The 24,302-nt window shown below is 37.8% G+C and carries 24 protein-coding genes, 1 rRNA gene and 1 pseudogene; 18 read left to right on the top strand and 8 right to left on the bottom strand.

The features are described from left to right. Positions 1 to 51 precede the first annotated feature (51 nt). From ACI3K6_RS17535 to ACI3K6_RS17545, 3 genes are all read left to right on the top strand, one after another. Positions 52 to 1,047, top strand: coding sequence for a phosphotriesterase family protein (locus ACI3K6_RS17535; RefSeq protein ID WP_435555855.1), 996 nt, complete (start codon positions 52 to 54; stop codon positions 1,045 to 1,047). 249 nt (positions 1,048 to 1,296) lie between these two features. Then, positions 1,297 to 1,998: a winged helix-turn-helix domain-containing protein gene (locus ACI3K6_RS17540; protein ID WP_435555856.1), complete on the top strand. Its 702-nt coding sequence runs from the start codon at positions 1,297 to 1,299 to the stop codon at positions 1,996 to 1,998. Further along, on the top strand, positions 1,988 to 3,394 hold the full coding sequence (locus tag ACI3K6_RS17545) for an ATP-binding protein (RefSeq protein WP_435555877.1): 1,407 nt from the start codon (positions 1,988 to 1,990) through the stop codon (positions 3,392 to 3,394). Before ACI3K6_RS17540 ends, ACI3K6_RS17545 begins: the two co-directional genes overlap by 11 nt. Positions 3,395 to 3,571: 177 nt before the next feature. Here the strand turns inward: ACI3K6_RS17545 and ACI3K6_RS17550 are convergent, their stop codons facing one another. Continuing rightward, entirely contained in the window at positions 3,572 to 4,591 is a 1,020-nt protein-coding gene (locus ACI3K6_RS17550; protein WP_435555857.1) for a DUF3231 family protein, read from the bottom strand. 248 nt (positions 4,592 to 4,839) lie between these two features. On the opposite strand from ACI3K6_RS17550, the gene ACI3K6_RS17555 reads away from it, so the two are divergent. The 4 genes from ACI3K6_RS17555 (at position 4,840) to ACI3K6_RS17570 (ending at position 8,919) form a co-directional block, all read left to right on the top strand. Then, positions 4,840 to 6,240, top strand: coding sequence for a S1C family serine protease (locus tag ACI3K6_RS17555; protein WP_435555858.1), 1,401 nt, complete (start codon positions 4,840 to 4,842; stop codon positions 6,238 to 6,240). A 123-nt stretch (positions 6,241 to 6,363) separates the two neighbouring features. Further along, on the top strand, positions 6,364 to 6,942 hold the full coding sequence (locus ACI3K6_RS17560) for a YitT family protein (protein ID WP_435555859.1): 579 nt from the start codon (positions 6,364 to 6,366) through the stop codon (positions 6,940 to 6,942). Between the two features lie 92 nt (positions 6,943 to 7,034). Further along, positions 7,035 to 7,712, top strand: coding sequence for a response regulator transcription factor (locus ACI3K6_RS17565; RefSeq protein WP_435555860.1), 678 nt, complete (start codon positions 7,035 to 7,037; stop codon positions 7,710 to 7,712). Beyond that, on the top strand, positions 7,705 to 8,919 hold the full coding sequence (locus ACI3K6_RS17570) for a sensor histidine kinase (protein WP_435555861.1): 1,215 nt from the start codon (positions 7,705 to 7,707) through the stop codon (positions 8,917 to 8,919). Before ACI3K6_RS17565 ends, ACI3K6_RS17570 begins: the two co-directional genes overlap by 8 nt. A gap of 36 nt (positions 8,920 to 8,955) precedes the next feature. On the opposite strand, the gene ACI3K6_RS17575 is transcribed toward ACI3K6_RS17570, so the two are convergent. The 4 genes from ACI3K6_RS17575 to ACI3K6_RS17590 are packed head-to-tail and all read right to left on the bottom strand — an operon-like array spanning position 8,956 to position 11,290. After that, positions 8,956 to 9,504: a ferric reductase-like transmembrane domain-containing protein gene (locus ACI3K6_RS17575; RefSeq protein ID WP_435555862.1), complete on the bottom strand. Its 549-nt coding sequence runs from the start codon at positions 9,502 to 9,504 to the stop codon at positions 8,956 to 8,958. Continuing rightward, positions 9,505 to 10,443, bottom strand: coding sequence for an FAD:protein FMN transferase (locus ACI3K6_RS17580; protein ID WP_435555863.1), 939 nt, complete (start codon positions 10,441 to 10,443; stop codon positions 9,505 to 9,507). Next, a complete protein-coding gene (locus tag ACI3K6_RS17585; RefSeq protein WP_435555864.1) occupies positions 10,418 to 10,660 on the bottom strand; it encodes a hypothetical protein in 243 nt (80 codons plus the stop codon). Before ACI3K6_RS17585 ends, ACI3K6_RS17580 begins: the two co-directional genes overlap by 26 nt. A gap of 15 nt (positions 10,661 to 10,675) precedes the next feature. Further along, positions 10,676 to 11,290, bottom strand: coding sequence for a copper amine oxidase N-terminal domain-containing protein (locus ACI3K6_RS17590; RefSeq protein ID WP_435555865.1), 615 nt, complete (start codon positions 11,288 to 11,290; stop codon positions 10,676 to 10,678). 102 nt (positions 11,291 to 11,392) lie between these two features. Between ACI3K6_RS17590 and mug the strand changes: the two genes are divergently transcribed. Further along, entirely contained in the window at positions 11,393 to 11,893 is a 501-nt protein-coding gene (gene mug, locus ACI3K6_RS17595) for a G/U mismatch-specific DNA glycosylase (RefSeq protein ID WP_435555866.1), read from the top strand. 115 nt (positions 11,894 to 12,008) lie between these two features. Here mug and shc read toward each other — a convergent pair whose 3' ends face one another. Continuing rightward, positions 12,009 to 13,877, bottom strand: coding sequence for a squalene--hopene cyclase (shc, locus tag ACI3K6_RS17600; protein WP_435555867.1), 1,869 nt, complete (start codon positions 13,875 to 13,877; stop codon positions 12,009 to 12,011). A gap of 85 nt (positions 13,878 to 13,962) precedes the next feature. Here shc and ACI3K6_RS17605 point away from each other — a divergent pair, with 85 nt between their 5' ends. The 5 genes and pseudogenes from ACI3K6_RS17605 to ACI3K6_RS17625 form a co-directional block, all read left to right on the top strand. Beyond that, a complete protein-coding gene (locus tag ACI3K6_RS17605) occupies positions 13,963 to 15,090 on the top strand; it encodes a DUF2515 family protein (protein ID WP_435555868.1) in 1,128 nt (375 codons plus the stop codon). After that, positions 15,017 to 15,478: a CBO0543 family protein gene (locus ACI3K6_RS17610; protein ID WP_335475268.1), complete on the top strand. Its 462-nt coding sequence runs from the start codon at positions 15,017 to 15,019 to the stop codon at positions 15,476 to 15,478. Before ACI3K6_RS17605 ends, ACI3K6_RS17610 begins: the two co-directional genes overlap by 74 nt. Positions 15,479 to 15,666: 188 nt before the next feature. After that, positions 15,667 to 16,107 carry a peptidylprolyl isomerase gene (locus tag ACI3K6_RS17615; RefSeq protein ID WP_335475270.1) on the top strand — a complete coding sequence of 147 codons (441 nt, stop codon included), beginning with the start codon at positions 15,667 to 15,669 and terminating at the stop codon, positions 16,105 to 16,107. Between the two features lie 101 nt (positions 16,108 to 16,208). After that, positions 16,209 to 16,994, top strand: a complete 786-nt coding sequence (locus tag ACI3K6_RS17620) for a divergent polysaccharide deacetylase family protein (protein ID WP_435555869.1) — start codon at positions 16,209 to 16,211, stop codon at positions 16,992 to 16,994. A 30-nt stretch (positions 16,995 to 17,024) separates the two neighbouring features. Continuing rightward, positions 17,025 to 17,171 (top strand): annotated as a pseudogene (locus ACI3K6_RS17625) (sporulation protein YhbH); the annotation flags it as partial. 602 nt (positions 17,172 to 17,773) lie between these two features. On the opposite strand, the gene ACI3K6_RS17630 reads toward ACI3K6_RS17625, so the two are convergent. After that, positions 17,774 to 19,558: a response regulator gene (locus ACI3K6_RS17630; RefSeq protein WP_435555870.1), complete on the bottom strand. Its 1,785-nt coding sequence runs from the start codon at positions 19,556 to 19,558 to the stop codon at positions 17,774 to 17,776. A 195-nt stretch (positions 19,559 to 19,753) separates the two neighbouring features. On the opposite strand from ACI3K6_RS17630, the gene ACI3K6_RS17635 reads away from it, so the two are divergent. The 4 genes from ACI3K6_RS17635 to ACI3K6_RS17650 all read left to right on the top strand — a co-directional run bounded on the left by ACI3K6_RS17635 (position 19,754) and on the right by ACI3K6_RS17650 (position 23,548). Next, positions 19,754 to 20,665, top strand: coding sequence for an ABC transporter ATP-binding protein (locus ACI3K6_RS17635; protein ID WP_435555871.1), 912 nt, complete (start codon positions 19,754 to 19,756; stop codon positions 20,663 to 20,665). Then, complete coding sequence (locus tag ACI3K6_RS17640) at positions 20,662 to 21,594, top strand: ABC transporter permease (protein WP_435555872.1); 933 nt, start codon at positions 20,662 to 20,664, stop codon at positions 21,592 to 21,594. Before ACI3K6_RS17635 ends, ACI3K6_RS17640 begins: the two co-directional genes overlap by 4 nt. A gap of 54 nt (positions 21,595 to 21,648) precedes the next feature. Next, a complete protein-coding gene (locus ACI3K6_RS17645) occupies positions 21,649 to 22,452 on the top strand; it encodes a DUF4097 family beta strand repeat-containing protein (RefSeq protein ID WP_435555873.1) in 804 nt (267 codons plus the stop codon). Positions 22,453 to 22,795: 343 nt separating this feature from the next. Further along, entirely contained in the window at positions 22,796 to 23,548 is a 753-nt protein-coding gene (locus tag ACI3K6_RS17650) for an exodeoxyribonuclease III (protein WP_435555874.1), read from the top strand. Between the two features lie 45 nt (positions 23,549 to 23,593). Here ACI3K6_RS17650 and ACI3K6_RS17655 read toward each other — a convergent pair whose 3' ends face one another. Further along, positions 23,594 to 23,725, bottom strand: coding sequence for a hypothetical protein (locus ACI3K6_RS17655; RefSeq protein WP_435555875.1), 132 nt, complete (start codon positions 23,723 to 23,725; stop codon positions 23,594 to 23,596). Between the two features lie 465 nt (positions 23,726 to 24,190). Between ACI3K6_RS17655 and ACI3K6_RS17660 the strand changes: the two genes are divergently transcribed. Continuing rightward, a 16S ribosomal RNA gene (locus ACI3K6_RS17660) occupies positions 24,191 to 24,302 on the top strand; the annotation flags it as partial.

Below are 24,302 nucleotides of genomic sequence, written 5' to 3' on the forward strand. Positions count from 1 at the left end.
GTGTTGACACCCGGATTTTCATTTTTTAATAATTTGAAAGGGTGAAGAAGATTGAGAACAGTTGAAACCGTTACAGGACCAATTTCAGTAGATCAATTAGGGAAAACACTAATTCATGAACATTTTATTTTTGGATATCCGGGCTATCAAGGTGATGTAACACTGGGTGCGTTTAATGAGGCTGAAAGCTTAGAAGCTGCCATTAATGTGGCACGTCTCATGCAAAGTTATGGAGTACAGACAGTTGTCGATCCGACTCCAAATGAATGCGGGAGAAATCCGTTATTTTTGAAAAAAATCTCTGAAGCAACTGGGCTGCAAATCATTTGTGCTACCGGTTATTACTATGAGGGTGAAGGGGCAACGCCCTATTTTAAAATGAGGCAGGGACTTGGTTCCGCTGAAGAAGAAATCTATCAAATGTTTAAAACTGAAATTGAGGTAGGAATTGCTGGTACCGGTATAAAACCAGGAATTATCAAACTTGCCTCCAGCAAGGATGAAATCACGGAGTATGAAAAAATGTTCTTCCGTGCGGCTGCAAGGATTCACCAGGAAACAGGAATTGTATTGCTGACCCATACGCAAGAAGGAACGATGGGTCCCGAGCAAGCCAGAATGTTAATTGAACTGGGGGTTGATCCTAGTAAAATCATTATCGGCCATATGTGCGGGAATACTAATCTTGAATATCAAAAGGCCGTTTTAGACCAAGGTGTCCGGATTGGCTTTGACCGATTTGGTATCCAGGTTCTGGTGGGTGCTCCATTTGACCATGAACGGGTTGCCACTCTCTTGGCATTGTTAGAGGATGGTTATGAGGACCAGATTTTACTGGCTCACGATTCCGTAAATATTTGGCTCGGCCGTCCTCTAGTCATGGATGAACAAGTGACAAAAATTATGGAAAACTGGCATATCGGCAATATTTTTGAAAGAATACTGCCTGTATTACGCGAAAAAGGCATCACCGAATCTCAGCTCGACAAAATGCTCGGTGCCAATGCAGAAGCCCTATTTGCCGGTGCCTCTGTGAAAGTGAAATAAATCGATGAGAGGTCTTAATTTTAAGGCCTCTTTTTTATGCCTAATAATATGTTAAAGAACCCTGTTGATTAGAGCGGAAGCGAAGCCGCCTGGAGCGGGAATCAACAGCCCTGTTTCACAACGTAAATTATTAATAAACTATGAACAATCTATTAATTAATCAGGAAGAATGAAGCTGATAGTTGGATATCACTTGAATTTTGTTTACACTATTAGCAGATAACCTTTTTTCGAAGGGAAGAGTTCATAGTGAAAATATTAGTGATTGAAGATAATACAAGTGTTTGCTCCATGATTGAAATGTTTTTTGCCAAAGAAGGCATTGATGGGGAATTTGTTAATGACGGTTTGGAAGGATATAACCGTTTTAAAAGCGGCACTTGGGATGCGCTTATTGTAGACTGGATGCTACCCGGTATGGATGGGGTGTCCATTTGTCGAAAAATAAGAGAAGAGAAGTTTACCGTTCCTATTATTATGTTAACTGCAAAGGACAGCGAATCAGACCAAGTGCTCGGACTGGAAATGGGGGCAGATGATTATGTCACCAAACCGTTCAGCCCTTTAACGTTAATGGCTCGCATCAAAGCCGTTACCAGACGATATCAGACCCAAATGCCAAAAGAGGATGAAGGTCTTTTATCGACGGAGCATTTTAACGTCAATAAGACAACTAGAGAAGTGTTTGTCGATGGGGCTCCCATTTCCAATTTAACCCCAAAAGAATTCGATTTACTGTATTATTTGGTGGAACATCCCCGCCAAGTTTTTTCGAGGGAACAATTGCTTGAAAGGGTTTGGGGCTACCAGTTCTATGGGGATGAACGAACGGTCGATGTCCACATTAAACGGCTTAGAAAAAAGGTAGAGACCACTTCGCAAACCTTTTTCCATACCGTATGGGGGGTAGGATATAAATTCGATGATTCCACCAAAACGGATGAAGTTTAGATATTTTTATCAACAGTTCTTCAGCCATATTAGTATTATTCTAGTGGCATTTTTGCTATTAAGTTTGTTATTTGCTCATTATCTTGAAAACCTTGTATATAAAAACAAAGCAGATGAACTCATTTCATATGGTAAGGCCATTATTTCTAATATAGACCAGAATCCGATTGCGACCGCTCAAATTCTCAGTCAATATAATGATGTTCTGGCAGCTAGGAAAATTGGCTTTAGCATGTTTGATCAGGATGGAAAAATCTATTTGGTGAATAACCGTGGACCGGCCATTAAAGCCTTGCAACCGAAAGAATGGAGAAAACTTACAAATGGTCAAACCATTATTGTTCAAAGTGATTACAAACGGTTTGGTCAGGAGGGTGTTACCTTTGTAGTCTTGCCCTATCTCGACCATGGCAGATTTATCGGAGGAGTACTGTTGACTTCACCAATTAGCGGGTCAAGTGCGATGATTAGCCAAATAAATAAGATCCTGCTGTATACAATCCTACTTGCTTTTGGTGTGTCATTTCTGCAAAGCTGGTATTTGTCACGAATTCATATGAAACGCATCAAAAGACTTCGGGAAGCGACCTCCCAAGTTTCATCAGGAAATTATAATGTCCATGTTCAATCCTCCAATTTTGATGAAATTGGTGAATTGGCCGAAGATTTTAATCACATGGTCAATAAAATAAATGCTTCTATGGAAGAAATTGAAAGCCTGGAAAACCGCCGTAGACAATTTATGGCCGATGTTTCCCATGAGATGCGGACCCCATTAACCACTATCAGCGGAGTCATCGAAGGGTTAAGGAATAACATGATTCCCGAAGAAGATCGGGAAAAAGGAATTAACCTGGTGAGCAAAGAAGCGAGAAGGTTAATCCGGCTTGTCAATGAAAACTTGGATTATGAAAAAATTCGTTCAAACCAGATTCAATTATATAAAGAAGAAATTCAATTAATCGAGATTCTAGAAATTCTTCAAGATCAATTAAGTATTCAAGCAGAAGAAAAAAATAATCACATTGTGGTAGAAGCAGATCATGACGTCATGATCAATGCAGATTATGACCGTTTGCTGCAAATTTTAATAAACATTACGAAAAATAGTATTCAGTTTACTACTAATGGAACCATATGGCTCCGAGGAAAAAGTGAGCAAAACGAAACAATCATCGAGATTGAGGATACGGGAATTGGCATTGATTCCAATGAAGTGGAGAATATTTGGCATCGATTTTATAAGGCAGATCTCTCCCGTAGGAGTAATCCCTATGGAGAATTTGGTTTGGGATTATCCATCGTAAAGCAATTAGTCCTGCTTCATAATGGAACCATCCATGTAAATAGCGAAAAAGGAAAAGGAACAAAATTCGTTATCAGGTTCCCAAAATAAGGGAAAATTGAACGGATGAAAAAAAGCGAGGTTTTTAGCATGAACCTTGCTTTTTTTTTTTTACATGATACTTTGTACTTAAAGTAGTTGGTGTAGTTTATTAGGGTTCTTGAGCCATTAAGTGCATCAAAATAAAAAAGCTAGGAATCGTTCCTAGCGTTCAGTCTATCTGCAAAATTATTTTTTACCTCTATCCTTTTCAAGAGATTCTCGGTCACTTGCTGTTGGAGGCTGCTCTAACCATCCATTTTTTATCATGATGTTGGCTCCGTCTTCTGCAAATTGTAAAAGTTCTAAAATTAATCTTACGTAATGACCACCTATATCTCTTCTTGCATTAACACTCAATGCAGAACCATAAAATGAAAGGGTTAATTGTGTAGACAATTGAATTTGGTACATCAAATATTTATCTGAAAAGGTCATAGATGTAGAGTTCGTGATCATGGATTGCCAGGAAATTGGTGAATTTAATTTATCTTCATTTAATACCGAATCAAATATCTTTATATGTTTATTGGCAATTTCAAGTCCTCTCCTGAAATGTTGTCGAACTTCTTGTGATTGGGCTACTTGGATAAATCCCACTTTTAAAGCAGCATGTAAATGCATTTTTAACAAGTTGAAAGTAATATCCCCAATTTCAATAGCATTCAGCGAGCGACGATCTCCCAACCATCCAGTTAAAAAACTTTGGTGCTTTACAAAATCAATCGAATCGGGCGGTGAAATAACAGGAGGGCGAGTTAAAATCCCTTTTGAAAGCATTAAGTCAATGGATTGGTCAAAAAGCTCCATCGTTTCGGACATACAGGTAATAAAATACTTCCGTAAGTCAGAACGTACTGTAGTACTAACAGACAAAGAATATCCAGTCATTCCTTGCAAAGTCATGATATAAATATAATTTAAGTAGAAAGGGTCTTGAAAAAGTCGTGGTGCGTGGATGTTGACGTCGTCTTTTTCTGTAAAACCAAGTGGTATAGGATAGTTTTCATTTAACATAAATACAGTAATTTCTTGGACATGCTTTTTAGATATTTTAAGGGAAGTTTGGTAAATCGATTTGACTTCGTGATCTTCGATATGTTCGAGTGCATAACGAAAGAAACAAATGGACATGGTATCAAAAATGTATTGAGTCCAAAGGCTTGCAATTTCCGGAGCAGTTAATCGAATTGTGCTATTTGTATTCAAGGTTCATCCTCCGAATCACGATATTATTTAGTATATATATTGTTTTCTTAGGGATTGAAAATTATGTAAATTATCATGCTGGTTAAAATCATTCCATTATCACGTTAAATTAACGCTTGTATAGTAGATTACTCCATACCAATTCTCACAAATTTATCAATCTGGTTAAAGTTTGTTAATAATTTGTTAAGAATTATTGTGTATTTTATAGGTAGGATTAAAAGATACACAAAAGGAGATCGATTGAGATGGAATTTAATAGAGATCAAGAATTTGAAAAAAATCAAACGAACTCATCTGAGATGAATGAAAATAATGAATCTAATGAGATGGAGGAAAGGGTTCAAGCCGTTGATGCCGATTTTACGATTAAATCTGAAAATGTCGATTTTAAACCGAATCAAGAAGAACCACTTCAGCCTACTATAGAAACGACCCGTGCAACCAATCAAATTCCAAAGAAACCGGCAACGCGATATTTAAAGGGTTTTGCTTCGACAGTGGCTGCCGGGGTAATCGGATCAGTTTTAACGTTGACTATTTTGCCGCATACTGATTATTTAAAGAACTATGAAGCTGCTGTTGGTAATCAGGTAACAGGGTTAACGGATCAAGCCTCCAAAGTGAAAACAGTATCTGCACAGCCTTCAGCCGTATCAAACAGCTCCATTGCCGATATCGTTGAAAATATGTCTAAAACCATTGTTGGAATTGTTAATTATCAGCAACAGCAAAGCGTTGACTATTTTGGCAATACTACCAACAATTCTTCACAGAGTGTGGAAAGTGGGTCTGGCTCAGGTGTTATTTTTCAAAAGAGTGGCAATTCTGCTTATATCGTGACCAATAACCATGTAATTGAAGGCGCCACGAAGCTAGAAGTTTCTTTATATAATGGTGAAACAACATCAGCTAAGGTGGTCGGCTCAGATGCTTTAACGGATCTTGCTGTTTTAAAAATTGACTCTAAATATGTAACGGCAACCGCAGAGTTTGGAGATTCAACTAAGCTGCGTCCTGGTGATCAGGTTTATGCAATCGGAAACCCACTGGGTCTTGATTTCTCACGTTCGGTAACATCAGGGATAGTTAGTGCGACAGACCGTACCATTTCCGTTTCAACTTCAGCTGGAAGCTGGGATACAAATGTCATCCAAACGGATGCTGCCATCAATCCAGGAAATAGTGGAGGAGCGTTAATTAATACTCAAGGTCAAGTTGTGGGAATCAATAGCTTGAAAATCGCGGAAAGTGGTGTGGAAGGATTGGGATTTGCCATCCCAAGCAGTGATTTCATTCCAATTGTCAATCAGTTAATTAGTAATGGGAAAATTGAGCGGCCTTATCTGGGAATTGGATTGGCTGATTTAGATCAGGTACCGCAGGTTTATTGGCAGAACCTGCCTAATAACGTAACCAAGGGCGTCTTAGTCATGAATGTTGACTCTAATTCTGCTGCTGGGCGTGCCAGGTTCCAATCAAAGGATGTGATTGTTGCCATGAATGGTACCAAAATTGAAAGTTCTTCTGATCTGAGAAAGTACTTATATACAAAAGTAAAAATCGGTGATGATGTGAAATTTGAAGTGTACCGTAATGGAAAGCAAATGACCTTAAAGGTGAAATTGACCAGTGGCAAAACGGAGTAACGATTAGAATATTGTAATAGAGCCGATATCATCGGCTCTATTTTTATGTCTTCCATTCCATGAGAATGAAGTTTTTTATTTTAACATATAAGTAGTAAAAAAACATGGACAAGGAATGGTGGCATGTTGAGAAAACTGGCTGTGATAGGCTTTGGTAGTTCGATGATCGGGATGGGGATTAACGGGTTCATCCTCCCCTTTCATTTAATTAATGGCGGTTTTTTTGGTATTAGTCTTTTGGCAAACTATTTAGTAGGGGTAAAAGTAGGGGTTACCTTTATCCTACTCAATATACCAGTCTATTTGTTTGCCTATAAAGTGGAGCCTTCTTACTTTTTGAATGGGTTATTGGGCGCCATTATTTCCGGCATTATGATTGATTTGTGGATTCCTTTGAATGGAGTTGTTCATTTGCCGCTTCAGACCAGTGTGATTATCGGCGCTATCATGATTGGAATGGGCGTTGGAGTCATGCTGAGACACCATATTAGTCCGGGAGGGATGGATTTACTGGCACTGCTGATTGCCAAGTGGTCAAAGTGGAATGTTGGTGTGATTGCCTTAATCATGGATGCCATTATTATTTTAACAGGACTGTTTTTACTTCATGATCCTCGTCTTCTATATTCCCTGTTAATTGTGACCATTGTTGGTTTTATGATAAGTATCATCACTTCTTTTCGGGAAATAAAATGGTTTTAAAATAGAAGAAGTTCACGTTTCCTTCACTCTTTTTTCAGAAATGATTGCTATGATGATAGTAAAAGGGAAATTTTTGAAATGGAGAGGTCAACATGAATATATTATTGGCTGAGGATGATAAGCGGCTGGGAAAACTGATGACCCACTTACTAAAAAATGAATTTCATCTTGTGAATTGGGTTAAAAATGGAAAGGAAGCGTATGAACTCGCCAGATTTTCTGAATACGACATTATTATCTTGGACTGGATGCTGCCTGGTGAAACGGGGTTATCGGTTTGTAAAAGACTCCGGGACAAAGGAATCCATAGTGGTATATTATTTGTAACGGCTAAAGATTCCAATCATGACATCATTACCGGATTAGATTCCGGGGCAGATGATTACATTGTCAAGCCCTTTGAATTTAATGAACTTTTGGCGAGAATTCGTGCCATTAGTCGTAGAAAAGAGAAACCTGTTGAAGAATTGATCACGATTGGGGATTTTGTTCTAAATTTAAATACCCATGAATTATTTAGACAGAATCATTTGATTGAATTGACGAAAAAGGAGTACCAGCTTCTTGAATTGTTAATGAGGAATCAAAACCAGGTAATGACTCGAGAAGTATTGTTCGAAAAACTGTGGGGCTATGATTCCGAAGTATCAGACAATGCATTGGATGCCTTAGTGAAATTGGTTAGAAAAAAAATCGATGTACCAGGATTTCCTTCCTTTATTCAAAATGTTCGCGGAATTGGCTATAAAGTGAGAAACACTTATGTTTAACCGTGTAAAGGCTAAATTAATTGTGGTTTATACCCTTTCGTTAGTCCTATTGCTCATATCATTTATCGGTTTATTATACTTCTTGATTTCGAAAGAGATTAATGAGAAAGAGGCAGACCAATTAGAGGTTTTTTTCAATCGCGAAATAGATGATTTTTATGAAGATGTCGCTGAAAAGGAACACCACGATATCGACTATGAACCAAATCGAAACATCTTTTATTACGTGTACAATCGTAATGGGGGCTTGATTAGCGGAGAAGAAACGGATAAAGGCCTGTTTCAGTGGATCGAACAGCAGCAATATTTACGAACTGATTTCGAAACAGAAAGAATGACTTGGGGAGAAAAGCATTTTATTTTGATGAAAGAATCGCTCGGAGATAAGGGACAAGTCCTTCTTGGAATGGATATCACGGCTGAGAAGCATCTTATTCAAAAAATTACTTGGATTTTATTTCTGTTAACCATCCTTTTTAGTGTCATCTTTGCCTTTGTTGGATATTATTTTGCCGGTGAAGCGATGAAGCCAATTAAAATAGCCTTTGATAAACAGGAAAAGTTTGTTTCAGATGCCTCCCATGAATTAAGGACGCCATTAAGCATTTTTTACAGTTCTATTGATTTGTTAATGCGGGAAGAACAGGGTCGCTTAAGTCCGCTTGGAAATGAAGTGCTTGAAGATTTAAAAATCGAGGCCCACCAAATGAATAAGCTTGTAAATGATTTACTGATTTTGGCAAGAAGTGATCAGGAGCAATTGAATTTGGAATGGCAGGAAATTAATTTATCAAAACTTGCCGTGTCTATTTATCAACGGTTTTCTAGAACCATCTCGAAGGATATTACGTTTGAGCAGCATATCCAAGAGGGCATTTTTCTTATGTGTGATAGAGTCAGAATAGAACAATTAATCTATATATTGTTGGATAATGCCTTTCGTTATACAAATGAAGGAAAAGTCACTTTGACACTAAGGTCCGAAATGAATCATAAGATTCTTATCATTGAAGACACCGGATGCGGCATTGAGGCTGAAGCGCTGCCTGCTATTTTTGAACGATTTTATAGAACGGATCCGACAAGAGAAAAAGGCGGGGCGGGATTGGGCTTGTCTATTGCTCATGCCATTGTGACTGCACATGGTGGAAAAATCACCGCAAATAGCACTCTTGGAAAAGGGAGTGTATTTACCGTTACTTTTTAAAGAAAAACGACAGGATCGAATTGGAAACTGTCGTTTTCATTTAGAATTTGCTGCTTGCTTTAGGATTTTTTTATCCACGATTCTAAGGAAACCTAGCACTAAAATGAAGGAAATTCCGATGGTGTAAATCAATAATGCCCATGGTTCAGAAGAATCGGTTCCGATCACCATTCCGTGTATACACATCAATAACCATGCTGGAAAAACTAGCATATGCATCCTTTTCCAAAGCTTTCCTAATTTCTTCATGAAAAAATCTCCAGAACCCAATACAATGAGGAATAAATAAAATGAGAGGGTGCCTAATCCAGAAAGCAGTGGTTCATTTTTAGCACCAAACGGGACAAACAGCTCAGCTAACGAATAAGGGGCGTATGAATCACGCCATAGAAGTAATATATGAAAAATAATGGTTAGGAACCCTGTCCATCCACTAAATTGGTGAAGCTGTATAAGTATACCTTTCTTTTTCTTCATAATGGAGATCGTGCTTAAGAGCCCTATACCAAGTGACAAAGTCAGTAAATAATAGGCAAGGAAACCAGAGGCACGAATCAATGTCCATGTTGACAAATAGTCATTCATTTAAGAAGCGCTCCCTTCAAGGGTGGTTATCTGGTGGTTTTGATCTACTAAAAGTATCGAATAATTTGGAGATATATTTGCTAGCACATTCAAAAGATTTTGTCCGCTTTCCATAAAGCAAAGTTTTGCCATTACTTCTGCATCAAGGCAGTGCTCAGTGATAACGGTTGCTTGAATCAAATTAGATTCAATCGGGAGTCCTGTTTTTCCATTTAATAAATGATGCTTTTTCTCGTTTCCTTGCATCCAGCTTCGGTACACTACATTAGAGGTGGCAACTGCTCCATTCTTGATGGAGAATTGCGCGATTTCCTTCTTGGGATTATTCGGATGGCTGACACCGATTTTCCACTCCCTTTCTCCATTCGACCAGATATCCATATCACCACCGCCATCCACGATCCCGGAGGAGGCTTTTCCCATCGTCTTTAACCACCGTGATGATGCTTGAACCGCGTATCCTTTACCAATGCCGCCAAGATCAAGCTGTCCGTCTGAAATTCTGGTCGCTGTTCCGGCATTGGAGTCAAGTTTAAAAGGAGCAATACTGTTAACATCTAGTCGGGGCATTTCACAGGTGGCAGGTACACTGGACTGGAAAGGGAACGAGTGGCCATATCCGTGATATTGTAACTGCCTTAGCAAGTAAGGTGAAAAGAGCCCGTTTGTAAGACCACGGTAATTTTCTGCTCGTGACAAGACATCTAGTAACGGAGGTGAAATAGGGATGGTTTCACCTGGTTGAAGATTGTTTAATGAATCCAGTTCATTTTCCGAGTTAAAGCGGGACCAATCATTTTCAACGTATTTGATCCAATCACCAATGACATCCTTCCAATTTTTAAGTTGACAATCGGTTACTGCAATATAAAAGTTGGTATTCATTGCCTCAAAAGCTAAAATATCTAAATCATCATGAACGGCTGGTTTGGCGATCACTTGACACGGCACCTCCAGAAACACCGTTTATTTCATAATTGGACCAGTCTAATTGAGCATATCTTTTCTCTTCAAGACTCATGGATTTAGTGACAACTGGATTCGAAGTATGTTGGTTTTGGTTCGTTTGAGTTCCACCAATTTGGGAAATAACAAAGGCAGATAGGGCAGTGCCTGTCACCCCAATGATCCACTTTGATTTATTTGATTTGGCCATGATTTTTCACCTTCCTTAAATAGATTGTAAAAAGATCAATTGTTTTGTTCCGTCCCAGTTTACTCGATAACCAAGAGCATTAGCCACCACGGAAATTGGGATGTAAATGGAATTTTCGATTGCGGCAGCTTGGACAGGCATTGGTGTTTTTTGCTGGTTTTCGTAAGCGGCATTTGAACCGACCTTAACGATTAATTCCTGATTTCCTTTGTTTATGCTGCAAATTTGGCTTTGCGGGTAGTAATGGGTGTCCGCTCCTAGAAGCTGCCCGAGTACCTCCGCTGAAACCAGTAATTGTCCATCTTGGGGGATAAAGTAAATCCTTTTTTCAGTGTTATTGACTGAAACCAATAATTCTGAAGGAGTTTCGATTGGAAGCGGATGATCAGCTGTGTTTCTTGGTTGTTTGGACCAAATGTACCAGTAGTCTGTTTGAGTGGTAATGACTTCTTGGTTCGTGGATTTCCATTCGGTTTCATCATCGGCGGCATCTTCGTGATGTTCTTTTTGATAATACTCGTGCTTTTCGTGATCGTCGTCATCATCATCGGCCAAGGCTACTTTACCTAGCGGAAAGACAGCTAAAACACAGGTGAGGACAAGGGTAATTTTTTTCCATTTTTTCAGCAATTTTCATTCACTCCTTTGTTCTTTTCTTGCAGTTTAGACGATAACACTGAAAAGAATCTGAAATGGTTATGGTAAAATGGAAAAAAAGGTAGGGGTATTTTAATGAATCCAGTTAATGATCGTATAAAAGAGGGTTTAAAGATTTTATTTGTCGGCTTTAATCCAAGTATTCGTTCAAGTGAAACCGGGCATCATTTCGCCAATCCCAACAATCGGTTTTGGAGAATTCTTCATGAATCCGGGCTGACTCCTAGGAAATTCGGAGCAAAGGAAGATGACCTGTTATTGGATGTCGGCTATGGAATTACAAATATTGTTGAAAGACCGACCAAGGCTGCTGATGAAATCACTAAGGAAGAATATCAGGAGGGTAGGGAAATACTTAAACAGAAAATTTCCCAGCTAAAACCTAAGGTGGTTTGTTATGTCGGGAAGGGAGTGTACCAGCAATTTAGCGGTCGAAAAACAGCCCCATGGGGAGTTCAGAAAGAAGCAGTTATCCCTGGAACGGTTGATTTTGTAGCACCATCTTCAAGTGGTTTGGTTCGAATGCGGTTGGAGGAAATGGTTGAGATATATAAAGGGTTGAATAAATTTTTATAAAAAAACATCGACGGTTTCAGTAATCCGTCGATGTTTTTTGCCTTTTGGCAAGTAAAGGTTGAGTTTTCGCAAGCAAATGGATCATTTTCGCAAATAATCGATCCCATATCGCAAGTTACACCTTTCCAAATTTTTTTTGATAATGAGCCAAGGCTATTAACGGAAAAATGTAACGATAACTGTGATAGTGAATGTAAAAAGCTCCGCCCATACCCTGACCTTTCGGATAATCCACAGTCCAATCTTCACGTTCCAGTGAATTTACTAAATAAGTAATTCCTTTTTGGATTTCCGGAGTTGGTCGGTCAGCAGCCGTCATTAACGCATCAAGCATCCATGCGGTATGAGTTAAAGTGCTGGCGCGGAGCGGGACATACGTGTTTCGGGTATCACTGTGACAAGATTCACCCCAACCTCCATCTGGGTTTTGAATTTGTTTCATCCAGCTGAGGGCTTTTTGGATACTAGGATCTGTTTTCGAAATCCCAACACTTACTAATCCGGTTACAGCAGCCCACGTTCCATACGTATAACAAATTCCCCACCTGCCATACCAGGAGCCGTCTTTACGCTGGTCTTTTAGCAGCCATTTTACCCCTTTACTGAGATCAGAATGGTTGTGAGGAAGGTTTGTATAATTACCGAAAAATTCTAGTGTGCGCCCCGTCAAATCAGCACAAGATGGATCCAATAGCAAAAATTTTCCTTTTTCAAGCGGGAGGTATTCTAATATCTTGGAATCCGTATTTTTTTCAAAGGCTGGCCAGCCGCCATCATCATTTTGCATCGATAAGGTCCAATCAATTCCCCGTTCCCAAGAAGTTAATTGTTCCGAAGCCATTCTCGAAATGGAGCGGAGGGAGGCTGTTGTGTCATCTACATCCGGCAAAATGTTATTCACATCGGAAAATCCCCACCCACCTGGGAGGCTAGTTGGGTTATGAACCACCCAATCACCAAATTTCTTATGTTGGTGGTTAAGTAGATATTGGTTAGCATTTTCCACCATATGGTCGTTAGCTGGAACTCCTGCGGATTGAAGCGCAACACTAATTAATGAGGTATTCCACACATTTGCAGTTGTATATTGCATATGTGGGAGCCCATTAATGTCGCATTTCATCGATTGAATTCCCTCAATGGCATTTGTTATGACAGGGTCCGTTTTCTTATACCCCAGTGATAGCAAAGCGAAAATCATTAGGAAGGTGCAGCTGTAATAACTTAAAAAAGTACCATCTGGTTCAATTCGATCTAACATATATTTTTTAGCTCGTTCTATGGCCAAACTCCGCAATTCATGGGGAATCCCCACTAAGCTTTTTACTCCTTCTTCCATAAAACTAAACAGGGAGCGCCACTCCGATGAACGAACCCAGTCATCTTCGTACTCTCGGTTCAGATGCAAATCAGATAAATCTGGTGTCTTGGCTGTCTTAATGGAAAATTTTTTTGCGGCCAAAATCATAATGGGGGTTAGGTTGGCTCTGCCGAATACCGAAATAGAATAAAAGTTGATCGGAAATATTTGCGGCAGAAGTATTACTTCTATCGGCAGTGGTGAAAATGAAGGCCATTGAAATTGCCCGGTTAAGGCCAGCATGATTTTGGTATAGGTACCTACTTCACTAATCCCACCATTTGCCAAGATAAATCTATTAGCGCCCCGTAGCCGTTTGTCCTCTTTCGGATAATAGCCTGAAAAGAGTAGGGCGTAATAGGCCTCCAGAGTCGCAGTAAGATTCCCTTTCCCTTCATCATAAAATAGCTTCCATGCCCCGTTGCTTTCCTGCTTACTTAGAATTCTTTTGCAGAGCCCCTTAATTAATTCTTCATCATGTATCTCCAATGTCCTTAATAAAATAATCATATATGCATCTGTAGATATTCCGGTCTCAAATGGATAAGCCCATGAGCCATCGGGAGATTGTTCCTTTTTTAGCTGCTCCAAAATCCAATCTATACTTGCTTTCACATCAGTCATCCTGAATATCCTTCCTCTCCCAAAAAGATCCTCTAGGCTATACATATTCCTATGACATAAAGAGAATTCATAAGGGAGGGAAACTGTGGATTTTTTTAAAAGAAACCGAGAGTTGTCACTCCTTGAGCGCATAAGGGATGAATTAAAAAGGAAAAACAAAATTTCTCCAGGAATCTCACATCATTTGACGATACATGATCGAAAGCTTTTGGAGAAAATTAGAAATCAAACAAAGGAATTGAATTTGAACAATGTCACTCGAACAAAAGCTTATTTGGAATTCTACTTGAAGCACCCTGAGATCCAGTGGGCTTTTTTGGGGCACATGGTGTCGCGCAATGGCGGATATAACATGACCGATTTAAAAGGAGAACTGTTATCACGGTTAATGTCCATAAGAGATCGTAATAAGTTTTTTTCGTTTTTAGAGCGGGGGAATTGGCTGATTTTTCAGGATGTGTACCCGCAATTCCTAGTGTATGAGGAAAGCTTACGGCAACATAAACCGTTGTTTTATTTATTATCCTATTTAAACGTGTCCACCTTTATGGAATCCATTTGGAATCATTTTTGGAAGGAGAAAGATCGCTATATTCACTGCATCGCTCTCGTCATCAACGAGCAAAGCTATCTTGAGAAAAGGGTCGTGCAAAATTCGGTTTATCAAAAGGACGTCTTGAATAAATTCGAATTTTATTTACAGGATTGGCTTTCATTTAATCATATATTATTTCCCCATGGCGAGGGTGATCTTAAGGGACAGACCCTGCACCAATTTGAATCAGTAAATGAACGCATTCTGCTTGGAAAAAGGCTTTATACTATTTTATTTAAGGATCAAGCATTTCTAAAAAGAGCAGTAGAGTGGGCAAAAGGTCATCCGCACACAGGATCGCGAAAGGATTATTGGCCACATATATTCAATCATGTACACGAAGGGATTCCGGGATTGTCTTATCCGCTGCGGTTAAAATCCTGTCAACTGAGAAAAGGGGCAAGACGGTTTTACAGCCCAACTCTTGAAAATGCTTGGAAAAATGTCAGCCAACCAGAAGCAGAACAAGGTGATTGGTTTGAGGATTGGCGTGTTGTGGATTATTTAATCGAAGATGATGAAATGATAAATGGGGAGATTAAGAATGAATACTGTAAAACACTTGAACGGCTCGAAATTGCCGCAGTTGCCAAAAAAACGATTAACTTTTTGGAATAAGAACTATGTGGTATGTGCGATCATTGCCACATTTATTGCTACTTATTTAGATCATTACTTCGTTACCAAGGGGATATATGAATTTCCTTTTAGACCATTCCCTGAACTTTTTTCTTTTAACATTGGCTTTACCGGAATCATCCTGCCATTATTTATTATCGTTTTTCTTCATATTCTTTCACAAGTGAATAACTGGGGAAAAGCAGGAATCATCTTATTGATCAGTTTACTAGTTCCGATTTTTGAAAAATTATCTGAGGAATTTGGGTTGTTTATTCACTCTGAAAACTGGCAGCATTCCTATTCCATTTATGGGTATTTACTGTTTTTAATGTTTATATATGCACTTTCGCGTTTCTTAAATAAAATACAAAAAGCCGAGGCATAAGTCTCGGCTTTCGTACCCCTTCCGTCCGTACAGTGGTTAAGTGTCCCGCAACAAGCGAATGTTCGGAAGGGGTACTACTATTGTAACACGATTGTAGTGAAAATATAAATGGGTAAAAGCCCCAATACTTTCTTTTCTCCTTTGAAAAGTGTATGATAAAAATGATTTTTACATAAGGAGAGATGAAAATGGCTAAAAAAGGATACATAGTAATGGAAAACGGCGAAAAAATCGAATTCGATCTATTCCCAAATGAAGCACCAGGCACAGTTGCAAACTTTGAAAAATTAGCAAACGAAGGTTTCTATGACGGCGTTATTTTCCACCGAGTCATTCCTGGATTCGTAAGTCAGGGAGGCGACCCTACTGGAACTGGTATGGGTGGTCCTGGCTACTCAATCAAATGTGAAACGGAAGGAAATCCACATAAGCATGTTCCTGGATCACTTTCTATGGCGCATGCGGGAAGAGATACAGGCGGCAGCCAGTTCTTTATCGTTCATGAATCACAACCACATTTAAACGGTGTTCATACAGTTTTCGGTCAGGTAACTTCCGGACTAGACACTGCGAAAAATATGAGAAACGGCGATAAAATGGTGGAAGTTAAGGTTTTTGACGCTGAATAATTTGTTTTGAAAGAGGGCTTATGAACAGCCTTCTTTTTTTATTTGTAAAGTAGAAAACTTAGGGAAAAATATCTTCAAACGTTCCACTTTTGGAGGTAAATATGAAGAAATTAGTTGTTCTCTTGTTGCCCTTTTTACTTTACTTGTTTTGCCACCCTGTCCATGCTGAAGAAGCAGTGCCTAAAAATCTGATGGCGGCTATTATTATAGACGACTTTGGCGGTGGAACCGGGGGAGTAAGAGACTTTTTGGAAGGTGAAATTCCGATAACTGCCGCTGTCATGCCCTTTACGGAAAGCTCCAGAAAACATGCGGAATGGGCTCATCAAAACGGGTTTGAAGTCATGATTCATTTACCGATGGAACCTAAACGGGGAAAGCGCTCTTGGCTGGGTCCTAAGCCAATAACCAATGATCTGGGGCCGGAAGAGGTAAAGCAGCGTGTCTATGAAGCCATCAAGAGTGTCCCATATGCAGTTGGACTTAATAACCATATGGGATCACTTGCAGTAGAAAATGAAGAAATTGTCCGGGCAATCGTTGAAGTTGCTAAAGAAAAAAGGCTGTACATTATCGATAGTGGCACCAGTCCAAAATCAAAATTTCCACAATTAGCAAAAGAAATGGGAGTTCCACTTTTAAAACGAGACGTATTTCTTGATGATATCTCTTCCTCTTCTCATGTCCGAAAACAAATGGTACAACTGGCCAAAGTAACAGAAATCAAAGGAAGAGGAATCGCCATTGGTCATGTTGGTGTAACTGGTAAGGTATGTTCTGTAGGAATATTTCAGTCAATGGATGAATTTAAGAAGCGAAATATAAAAATTGTTCCTGTCTCCGAACTATTCTCGGGTGCTCTGATCGAAAAAAACTTCATTCCATAAAAAGGCAGCCTTGGGTTGCCTTTTTTAATTCAATACAATCGCCACAGTACACTCATGTCAGCATACAAAAATGTGAAAGATGAGAAGCTCCGTTATTATATTCTAAAACAAAAGTCAGATGTATTTCATGCCATGAAGAGCTTTTTTCAAAAAGAAGAATTAAAGCAATATGCGTAATTATAAGCAGGCAACTGTATTATTTGCTGCACCCCAATTATTAGACATAAGGAGTGCTATAGTTAACGATCAAAGCTGTCATTGAACGGCAAACAAAAGATCTTGCTGACTACAAAGTTCATAAACCAAAAAACAGGGCATGGAGATTTCCTATGCCCTGTTTTTATTTATTTGATCTACCCTGAAATAACTGTGGATAACTGTTATTTCATTCATTGATGTGCCAATTTTTTTGCATGTATGTCTGTTAAAGAATATTGTTGTTTTCTTCTTCATCTATCTTTAGTAAACTTTCAAAGGAGACTACGGAAGCCTTCTTTTATTGTTCAGTAAAGTTTGTGAAGAAATGTACTTAAGCTCTAACTGGGGCTTTAGTTGAATAATAATTAAATTTCTATTAATTTACAAATTAAGATTCTATCATGAAAAAAATTCCAATAATAGAATCTAATAAAAATAATTGGGTAGGATTATATTGTATGGGGTGCAACTTTTTGTATAGTAACAATATTCTTTGTGGTGTTAAGAGATAATTTTAATAAAAATTAAGCAAGTTTTTTTCAAGTAACTAAGTAGTTGATATGAAACTAGAGGAAGAACAGTTATTGAATTAGATTCTCTCTTTTCACCTTTTCCACAGCTTCATCTCTTCCTTGTACCTGTAGTTTAGAATAGATAGTGGAAATGTAGTTTCTTATAGTTCCTTCAGATAAGTGTAACTTTTGAGCAAGTATTTTATTACGAGTTCCCTCAATCAATCCACGAAGTATTTCCAATTCTCTTTCGGTTAGTTCATAAGGATTTTTAACTTTAGTCCCCATCTGATTTTCAAGTAATTGTTGTGCAACATCTTGTGTGATTATCGTTCCACCACCATAAATTAGACGAATCGTTGCTGCCAATTCCTTTGGATTAACGGATTTTAGAATGTATCCTTCTGCTCCAATACGCAGAGCTGTCGCCGCATAAGACACATCCTCAATAGTTGTAATCATAATAACACGTATATGTGGCCAAGTTTCTTTCACTACTTTTGTAGCAGTTATGCCATCCATTTCTGGCATGTTAATATCCATTAATATAATATCGGGACAATTTTTCTGGCAATCCTCAATTGCTTGTTTTCCGTTCCCAGCAATAAATACCTGAAAATCTTTTTCTTCTCCCAACAATAACCTTAAACTTTCGCGGACTAGAGGCTGATCATCCACTAAAAGAATTTTAATTTTATGACTGCCCTCGTTCGTCTGATTTGGAATCATACAGGTTATAATTGTACCCTCATCCATCTGAGTGTCGATATAGAACTTGCCTTGTAACATTGTAAGACGTTCCCTCATACTTGAAAGTCCATATCCATATTGAATTTTTTCGCTTCCTTTTCCGTTATCTTGTACCTGTAGCATTATTTGAGCAGGGGCATATTGTAGAAGAACTTGAATGGAACTAGCCTTACCATGACGGGTAGCATTAGTTAGAGTCTCCTGTAAGCATCGATACAATGTAAGCTTAGCCTGCTTCATAACTGGATAAGGTTCACCCATTGTACGAAAAATTACATGTACTCCTGAATTTGTTTTAAATTCTTCAATGATTTGAAGAAGAGAACGACCTAATGGCAAATTTTCTTCTAAGGGATCCATTTGATGCACTTGCCGTCTAATATCTTCCAATCCAGTTCTAGCAAGTTTTATCATGCTTTGTAGCTTGGTATTTCCTTCATTTGAAGAAATATGAGAGCTCAGAGTTTCCATTCCTAAAATCATAGAGGTAAAGGAATGCCCAATCGTATCATGGAGTTCACGTGCCATACGATATCGTTCTTCCAGAAGAGTCATTTTTTCGATTTGTGATGAATATTGTTCCAGAATCGAATATTGCTCTTCAATTAGTTTTAGCTTTTGCTTAATTGCATTAATAGAGATAGCCCCCATTTGTAGAGAGAAGCTAATTCCATAAAAGATAAGTGCATCCATTAGGCTTTGCCAAATCTTGGGGCTTGTTAGTGATGAAACTACTGAGTCACCCGCAATTAAAATAAACAAAATCACAGAAATGGGAAAAGAAAATAAATGTTGTTTACCTCGAGAATAGAACGCCATTGTAAAAAGGATTGGGGCAAATAACCTAGGCAACTCTAAATGATAGGCAAGAAAAAGGGTAAAACCACCAGCGACAAAACACTCAGTTATCAAATATCGGTAATATTGTCTTCCAGCAAATAAAAATGGGATTGTACTGCAAAGGAGAAGAGGAATACAAACCAACCAAAAAGAAAAATTTGATTTGTCTCTATACATAAAAATGATAACTAAAATAATCCATAACGTTCGTAAAGTAAAAATGGACCAATCTTGCCATGACCATCGATTTTTGAAAAAACGCATCCGAACAGCTCCAATCAATTAAAAAATATATGTGATTAAAATGATATAAAAAAGCAAGTTTTCTATGTCATACCAAGGTTATTACATTTTGTAACTAGAGATTATGACAGCTGCTTTGTTAGATTGAGATTGTCTGAGACGCTTCCAAAATAAATTATATCTCATTCAAATTACTAATAAAAGGAGTGAAAGTCATTGTCGTTACTTCGAATAAGTAACCTTACTAAAAAGATTGGGAACAAGACCATTGTAGACCATTTATCTTTCGAAATGGATAAAGGGGAAATTTTAGGTCTTCTCGGTCCCAATGGAGCTGGAAAAACATCCACAATTCGTATGATAGTAGGTCTGGTTAGCAAAACTGAAGGAAAGGTATTCATTAATGGAAAGGACACTTCTCTTCACTTTGAGAAAGCAATGAAGCAGGTTGGAGTTATTGTAGAAACTCCTGATTTGTATAAATACTTATCTGGATATGATAATTTAGTTCATTTTTCAAGAATGCATTCAAATGTAACACGAAAAAGAATTAGTGAAGTTGTCTCCTTAGTAGGAATGGAGCACAGTATTAACGATAAAGTCAGTACCTATTCACTTGGTATGAAACAAAGACTAGGTCTTGCTGTTGTTTTGCTTCATAAACCTTCCTTACTTATTCTAGATGAACCAACTAATGGACTTGATCCTTCTGGTATCCGTGAATTGAGGGAACATTTACTATCCATCGTAAAAAACGAGGGTGTAGGAGTTATGATCTCAAGCCATTTAATGTCGGAGATGGAAATGATGTGTGATCGAGTGGCGATTTTAACCAAAGGCAAGTTGATAGGCATCCATAATGTAACGGACATGGTGGAAGATGAATGTTCAGAAGTTGGATTTGAAGTCGATCGCCCGGATTATGCTATACAAGTACTTCAATCTTTAATGTCTGGAAAAGCAATTATCATGGATCGAAAACAAATTAAGGTACGCATTCCTAAAGAACGCATACCTGAAATAAGTAAAAAGCTGATGGATGCAGGCATTAATGTATATAACGTCCAAACTGTCAAAAAGACACTTGAGGACAAGTTTATCGAAATTACAGGAGGGAATATCCAGTGAATCTAATACGTAATGAAAATATGAAAATATATAAACGTAAGCGCACTTGGGTTATGGTCGCATTAGTCATAATGTATGTATTAATCCAGATTATTAATATTAAAACATCAGAAGATACTGCTTTCGGAAAAGATTGGAGGACTAAGCTTGAAGAGGAGAATATTTTACTTAATAAGGAATTAGAGAAATCAAATACGTTGATAATTGAAGAGAAACAAGTTAAGAAAAAATTGTTACAGAATCAATATTATTTAGAAAAGAATATTCCTCCACACACAAATGCATGGAGTTTTGCCGTTGGTCAAATAAGTAATATTATTTTTGCAGTGTCACTTATTGCTATTATTATAGGCGGGGAAATTGTTGCAGCTGAGTTTGGTTCTGGAACAATCAAACTTTTACTAACCCAGTCAGCTAGTCGAACGAAAATCTATTTTGCTAAATATACCTGTGCCATATTGTTCGGGCTTTTTTTAACAGTAGTTGGCATATTGACGGCTATTTTATTTAGTAGTTTCATATTTGGGTTGGACGGATTAGGTGATAAGTACTTTTTTGTAAAGGATCAAACTGTTGTAGGAGTTCCTGTCCTCATTGCATTGATAAGTAGTTATCTATTAAATATTCCGTTTCTGTTTCTGGCCATCACATTGGCATTTATGATCTCCGCAGCCTTCAGGAGTACAACATTTTCCATCGTTATCTCCATTCTAGTAACATTAGTAGGATTTATACTATCTATTGCAATGAATGGATGGAATTGGACGAAGTATTTCGTCTTTTCACATACAGACCTTACCCAATTCATATTCGGCACACCTTCAGTTGAAGGAATGACATTAGGTATATCAGTAGGCTTTATTATCTTACATCTATTGATACTCCACCTGATATCATACCCCAATTTTGTCAAACGTGACGTAGCTTAGCAAAATACAGCTAAAGGGAAGTCACAGATCTAAATCTGGAAGGATGGAGAATATATGAAAAAATTATTGCTGTTTTTCGTCATTCTATCTATGTTAACTCTTATTTCAGCGTGTACACAAAAATCAACTACGAAGGAAGTTGAACTGCCAGTAAAAGATATTTCAAATCTTGTTATTAACAATAGAAATGGAGAGGTAGAAATTGTAGGCCATTCGAACTCCGAAAAGATTGAGGTCACTGCACAAGCAAAGGCTAAGGGCATCAGTATGGATAAACTTAAATTTAGTTTAAAAGAACGAAAAAACACCGCCTATTTAGTTGCTACATTTGAAGGTCAATTTTTTGCGACGGGTTCTGGATCAGTTGACCTTCAAATTAAGATACCAAAGCACCTTCAGGTAGACATTCAATCCCATAGAGATGGAAATATTAGTATATCCGACGTGTCTTCCACTATTGAAATTGAAAATGTAAACGGTGATATTAATGTATCAAGCTCAAAGGGACCTGTACGAATCGAGAATAGGGATGGCGATATGGAAATTCGAGAGATTGGTTCAAAGGTTACACTAAATAATAAAAATGGGAAGATTCAAGCGATGAACATAGATGGCCCCATTGATTTAAATAATAGAGACGGTAATCTATCCCTTCATAATATTCATTCAGATATAAAAATAATGAACCTTAATGGACACATTAAAGTCGATCAAATAGATGGATCAGCTAAAATTTATGTTGGAGACGGTTCCCTTGATTTAAATGATGTATCTAAAAATGTAGAAATCACTCAGACTGGAGATGGGAAGGTTACTTTCAATAATATTAAGGGGAATGTAACAAGAAATAAAAAATAAATATTTTAAATATAAAGACAAGATATTAGCCTAGCACATTAAAAAAACCTGGTTAGAAAATTACTAACCAGGTTACTAGATCAAGACTAAATTGTCTCGAAACAGATTGACGGATAAAATTGTGAAGGAATGTACTGAACTTTCGGCCGTTTTAGTTGAACAAACAAGGGCTTTCTCCTCACAAGCAAATCTCACAATATTAAGATTAAAGCCTGTAGAAAAATCAAGGGAAAATAATGTGAATATGAAGAGGAATTAATTCAAATCACTTTTCATTAACCATCCTATGCTGATAAAATGGCAACTGACAGATTAGATAAACAAAGGGAGAAGGATTTTATTAATGAAATTAATATCTTGGAATGTAAACGGCCTTCGAGCATGTGTCAAAAAAGGCTTTTTAGAATATTTTCATGAAATGGACGCAGATATTTTCTGTATTCAAGAAACAAAACTGCAGGAAGGGCAGATTAACCTTGAACTGGAAGGCTACCATCAATTTTGGAATTATGCCATCAAAAAAGGCTACTCTGGTACTGCTGTTTTTACAAAGGAAAAACCCATTACAGTTAGATACGGATTAGGAGAAGAAGAATCAGAGGCAGAAGGAAGAATTATCACCTTAGAATTTGAAGACTTTTTTCTAGTGAATGTCTATACACCTAATTCTCAACGAGATTTGGCTAGATTGCCATTTAGATTAGAATGGGAAGATCAGATTCTTGCTTATTTAAAGGACTTGGACGCGGTCAAACCGATCATTCTTTGTGGGGACCTAAATGTCGCACATCAAGAGATTGATTTGCGAAATCCGAAATCCAATGTAGGAAATTCAGGATTTACTGACGAAGAACGGGGAAAAATGACTACCTTACTTGGTTCTGGTTTTATCGACAGCTACCGTCATTTTTATTCGGATCAAGAAGGGGCTTACTCTTGGTGGTCGTACATGAATAAAGTTCGTGAGCGAAATATAGGCTGGCGGATTGATTATTTTATCGTTTCTGAAAAACTAAAGGACCGTCTACAAGACGCCCAAATTCACTCGCAGATAATGGGTAGTGACCATTGTCCGGTATGTCTCGAATTAAGTTAAAATAAATGAACCCTTTGTATGAAATGACCACAAAGGGTTCATTTATTATATTTCATTTAAAGCCGTTCCGAAAACATCAAATTCTTGAGGTCTGTCTTGATCAGAGATTGTTTCTGATTGCTCTTGCTTATCCGAACTCATTAATCCCTTATCTTCCGCTTTTTTATAGTGAGTCATGTTCATTCCCTCATTTCCTCATTTCCATTGTATAGTAAGAATTACTAAAGTATTTTTACCTATTAAATGCAAAATAAAACAAATTGGGATTGAAAAAAAGAAAAATTTCTAGTTAAAAATAGACTGGCAATTCCCCATGACTCCATTTGTTTGTGTCATAAATAATAAAAGAAAGAAGAGCCACTATAAAACAACGGGAAAAAATAGTAGTTGACGATTTCTTCACTAGGTAGTAATATTATCAATGTCCTCGTTGCGAGTTGATATTTCGACACAGTGAAAGTTGATAAATTTAAAAACGAGGTTGACATTGAAAAATTATTATGTTAAGATAATTTTTGTTGCTAATCAGTAGATTGGTAGTTTGATCTTTGAAAACTAAACAAACAAAACGTCAACAAACAATAATATTCATTTCTTAACGAAATGAAGCCAACGTTTTATTTTATGAGCTAATCATCACTCTTTTTGGAGAGTTTGATCCTGGCTCAGGACGAACGCTGGCGGCGTGCCTAATACATGCAAGTCGAGCGAACCACTTCGGTGGTTAGCGGCGGACGGGTGAGTAACACGTGGG

The sequence above is a fragment of the Neobacillus solisequens genome, from assembly GCF_051233465.1.
Taxonomy (GTDB): domain Bacteria; phylum Bacillota; class Bacilli; order Bacillales; family Cytobacillaceae; genus Neobacillus.

Excerpts from the sequence above, each read along its gene's own strand:
- ACI3K6_RS17560 (WP_435555859.1), top strand. The coding sequence starts at position 6,364 with ATGTTGAGAAAACTGGCTGTGATAGGCTTTGGTAGTTCGATGATCGGG.
- ACI3K6_RS17620 (WP_435555869.1), top strand. The coding sequence starts at position 16,209 with ATGAAGAAATTAGTTGTTCTCTTGTTGCCCTTTTTACTTTACTTGTTT.
- ACI3K6_RS17615 (WP_335475270.1), top strand. The coding sequence starts at position 15,667 with ATGGCTAAAAAAGGATACATAGTAATGGAAAACGGCGAAAAAATCGAA.
- ACI3K6_RS17575 (WP_435555862.1), bottom strand. The coding sequence starts at position 9,504 with ATGAATGACTATTTGTCAACATGGACATTGATTCGTGCCTCTGGTTTC.
- ACI3K6_RS17545 (WP_435555877.1), top strand. The coding sequence starts at position 1,988 with ATGAAGTTTAGATATTTTTATCAACAGTTCTTCAGCCATATTAGTATT.
- shc (WP_435555867.1), bottom strand. The coding sequence starts at position 13,877 with ATGACTGATGTGAAAGCAAGTATAGATTGGATTTTGGAGCAGCTAAAA.
- ACI3K6_RS17610 (WP_335475268.1), top strand. The coding sequence starts at position 15,017 with ATGAATACTGTAAAACACTTGAACGGCTCGAAATTGCCGCAGTTGCCA.
- ACI3K6_RS17585 (WP_435555864.1), bottom strand. The coding sequence starts at position 10,660 with ATGGCCAAATCAAATAAATCAAAGTGGATCATTGGGGTGACAGGCACT.
- ACI3K6_RS17565 (WP_435555860.1), top strand. The coding sequence starts at position 7,035 with ATGAATATATTATTGGCTGAGGATGATAAGCGGCTGGGAAAACTGATG.
- ACI3K6_RS17645 (WP_435555873.1), top strand. The coding sequence starts at position 21,649 with ATGAAAAAATTATTGCTGTTTTTCGTCATTCTATCTATGTTAACTCTT.
- ACI3K6_RS17555 (WP_435555858.1), top strand. The coding sequence starts at position 4,840 with ATGGAATTTAATAGAGATCAAGAATTTGAAAAAAATCAAACGAACTCA.
- mug (WP_435555866.1), top strand. The coding sequence starts at position 11,393 with ATGAATCCAGTTAATGATCGTATAAAAGAGGGTTTAAAGATTTTATTT.
- ACI3K6_RS17655 (WP_435555875.1), bottom strand. The coding sequence starts at position 23,725 with ATGACTCACTATAAAAAAGCGGAAGATAAGGGATTAATGAGTTCGGAT.
- ACI3K6_RS17630 (WP_435555870.1), bottom strand. The coding sequence starts at position 19,558 with ATGCGTTTTTTCAAAAATCGATGGTCATGGCAAGATTGGTCCATTTTT.
- ACI3K6_RS17570 (WP_435555861.1), top strand. The coding sequence starts at position 7,705 with ATGTTTAACCGTGTAAAGGCTAAATTAATTGTGGTTTATACCCTTTCG.
- ACI3K6_RS17650 (WP_435555874.1), top strand. The coding sequence starts at position 22,796 with ATGAAATTAATATCTTGGAATGTAAACGGCCTTCGAGCATGTGTCAAA.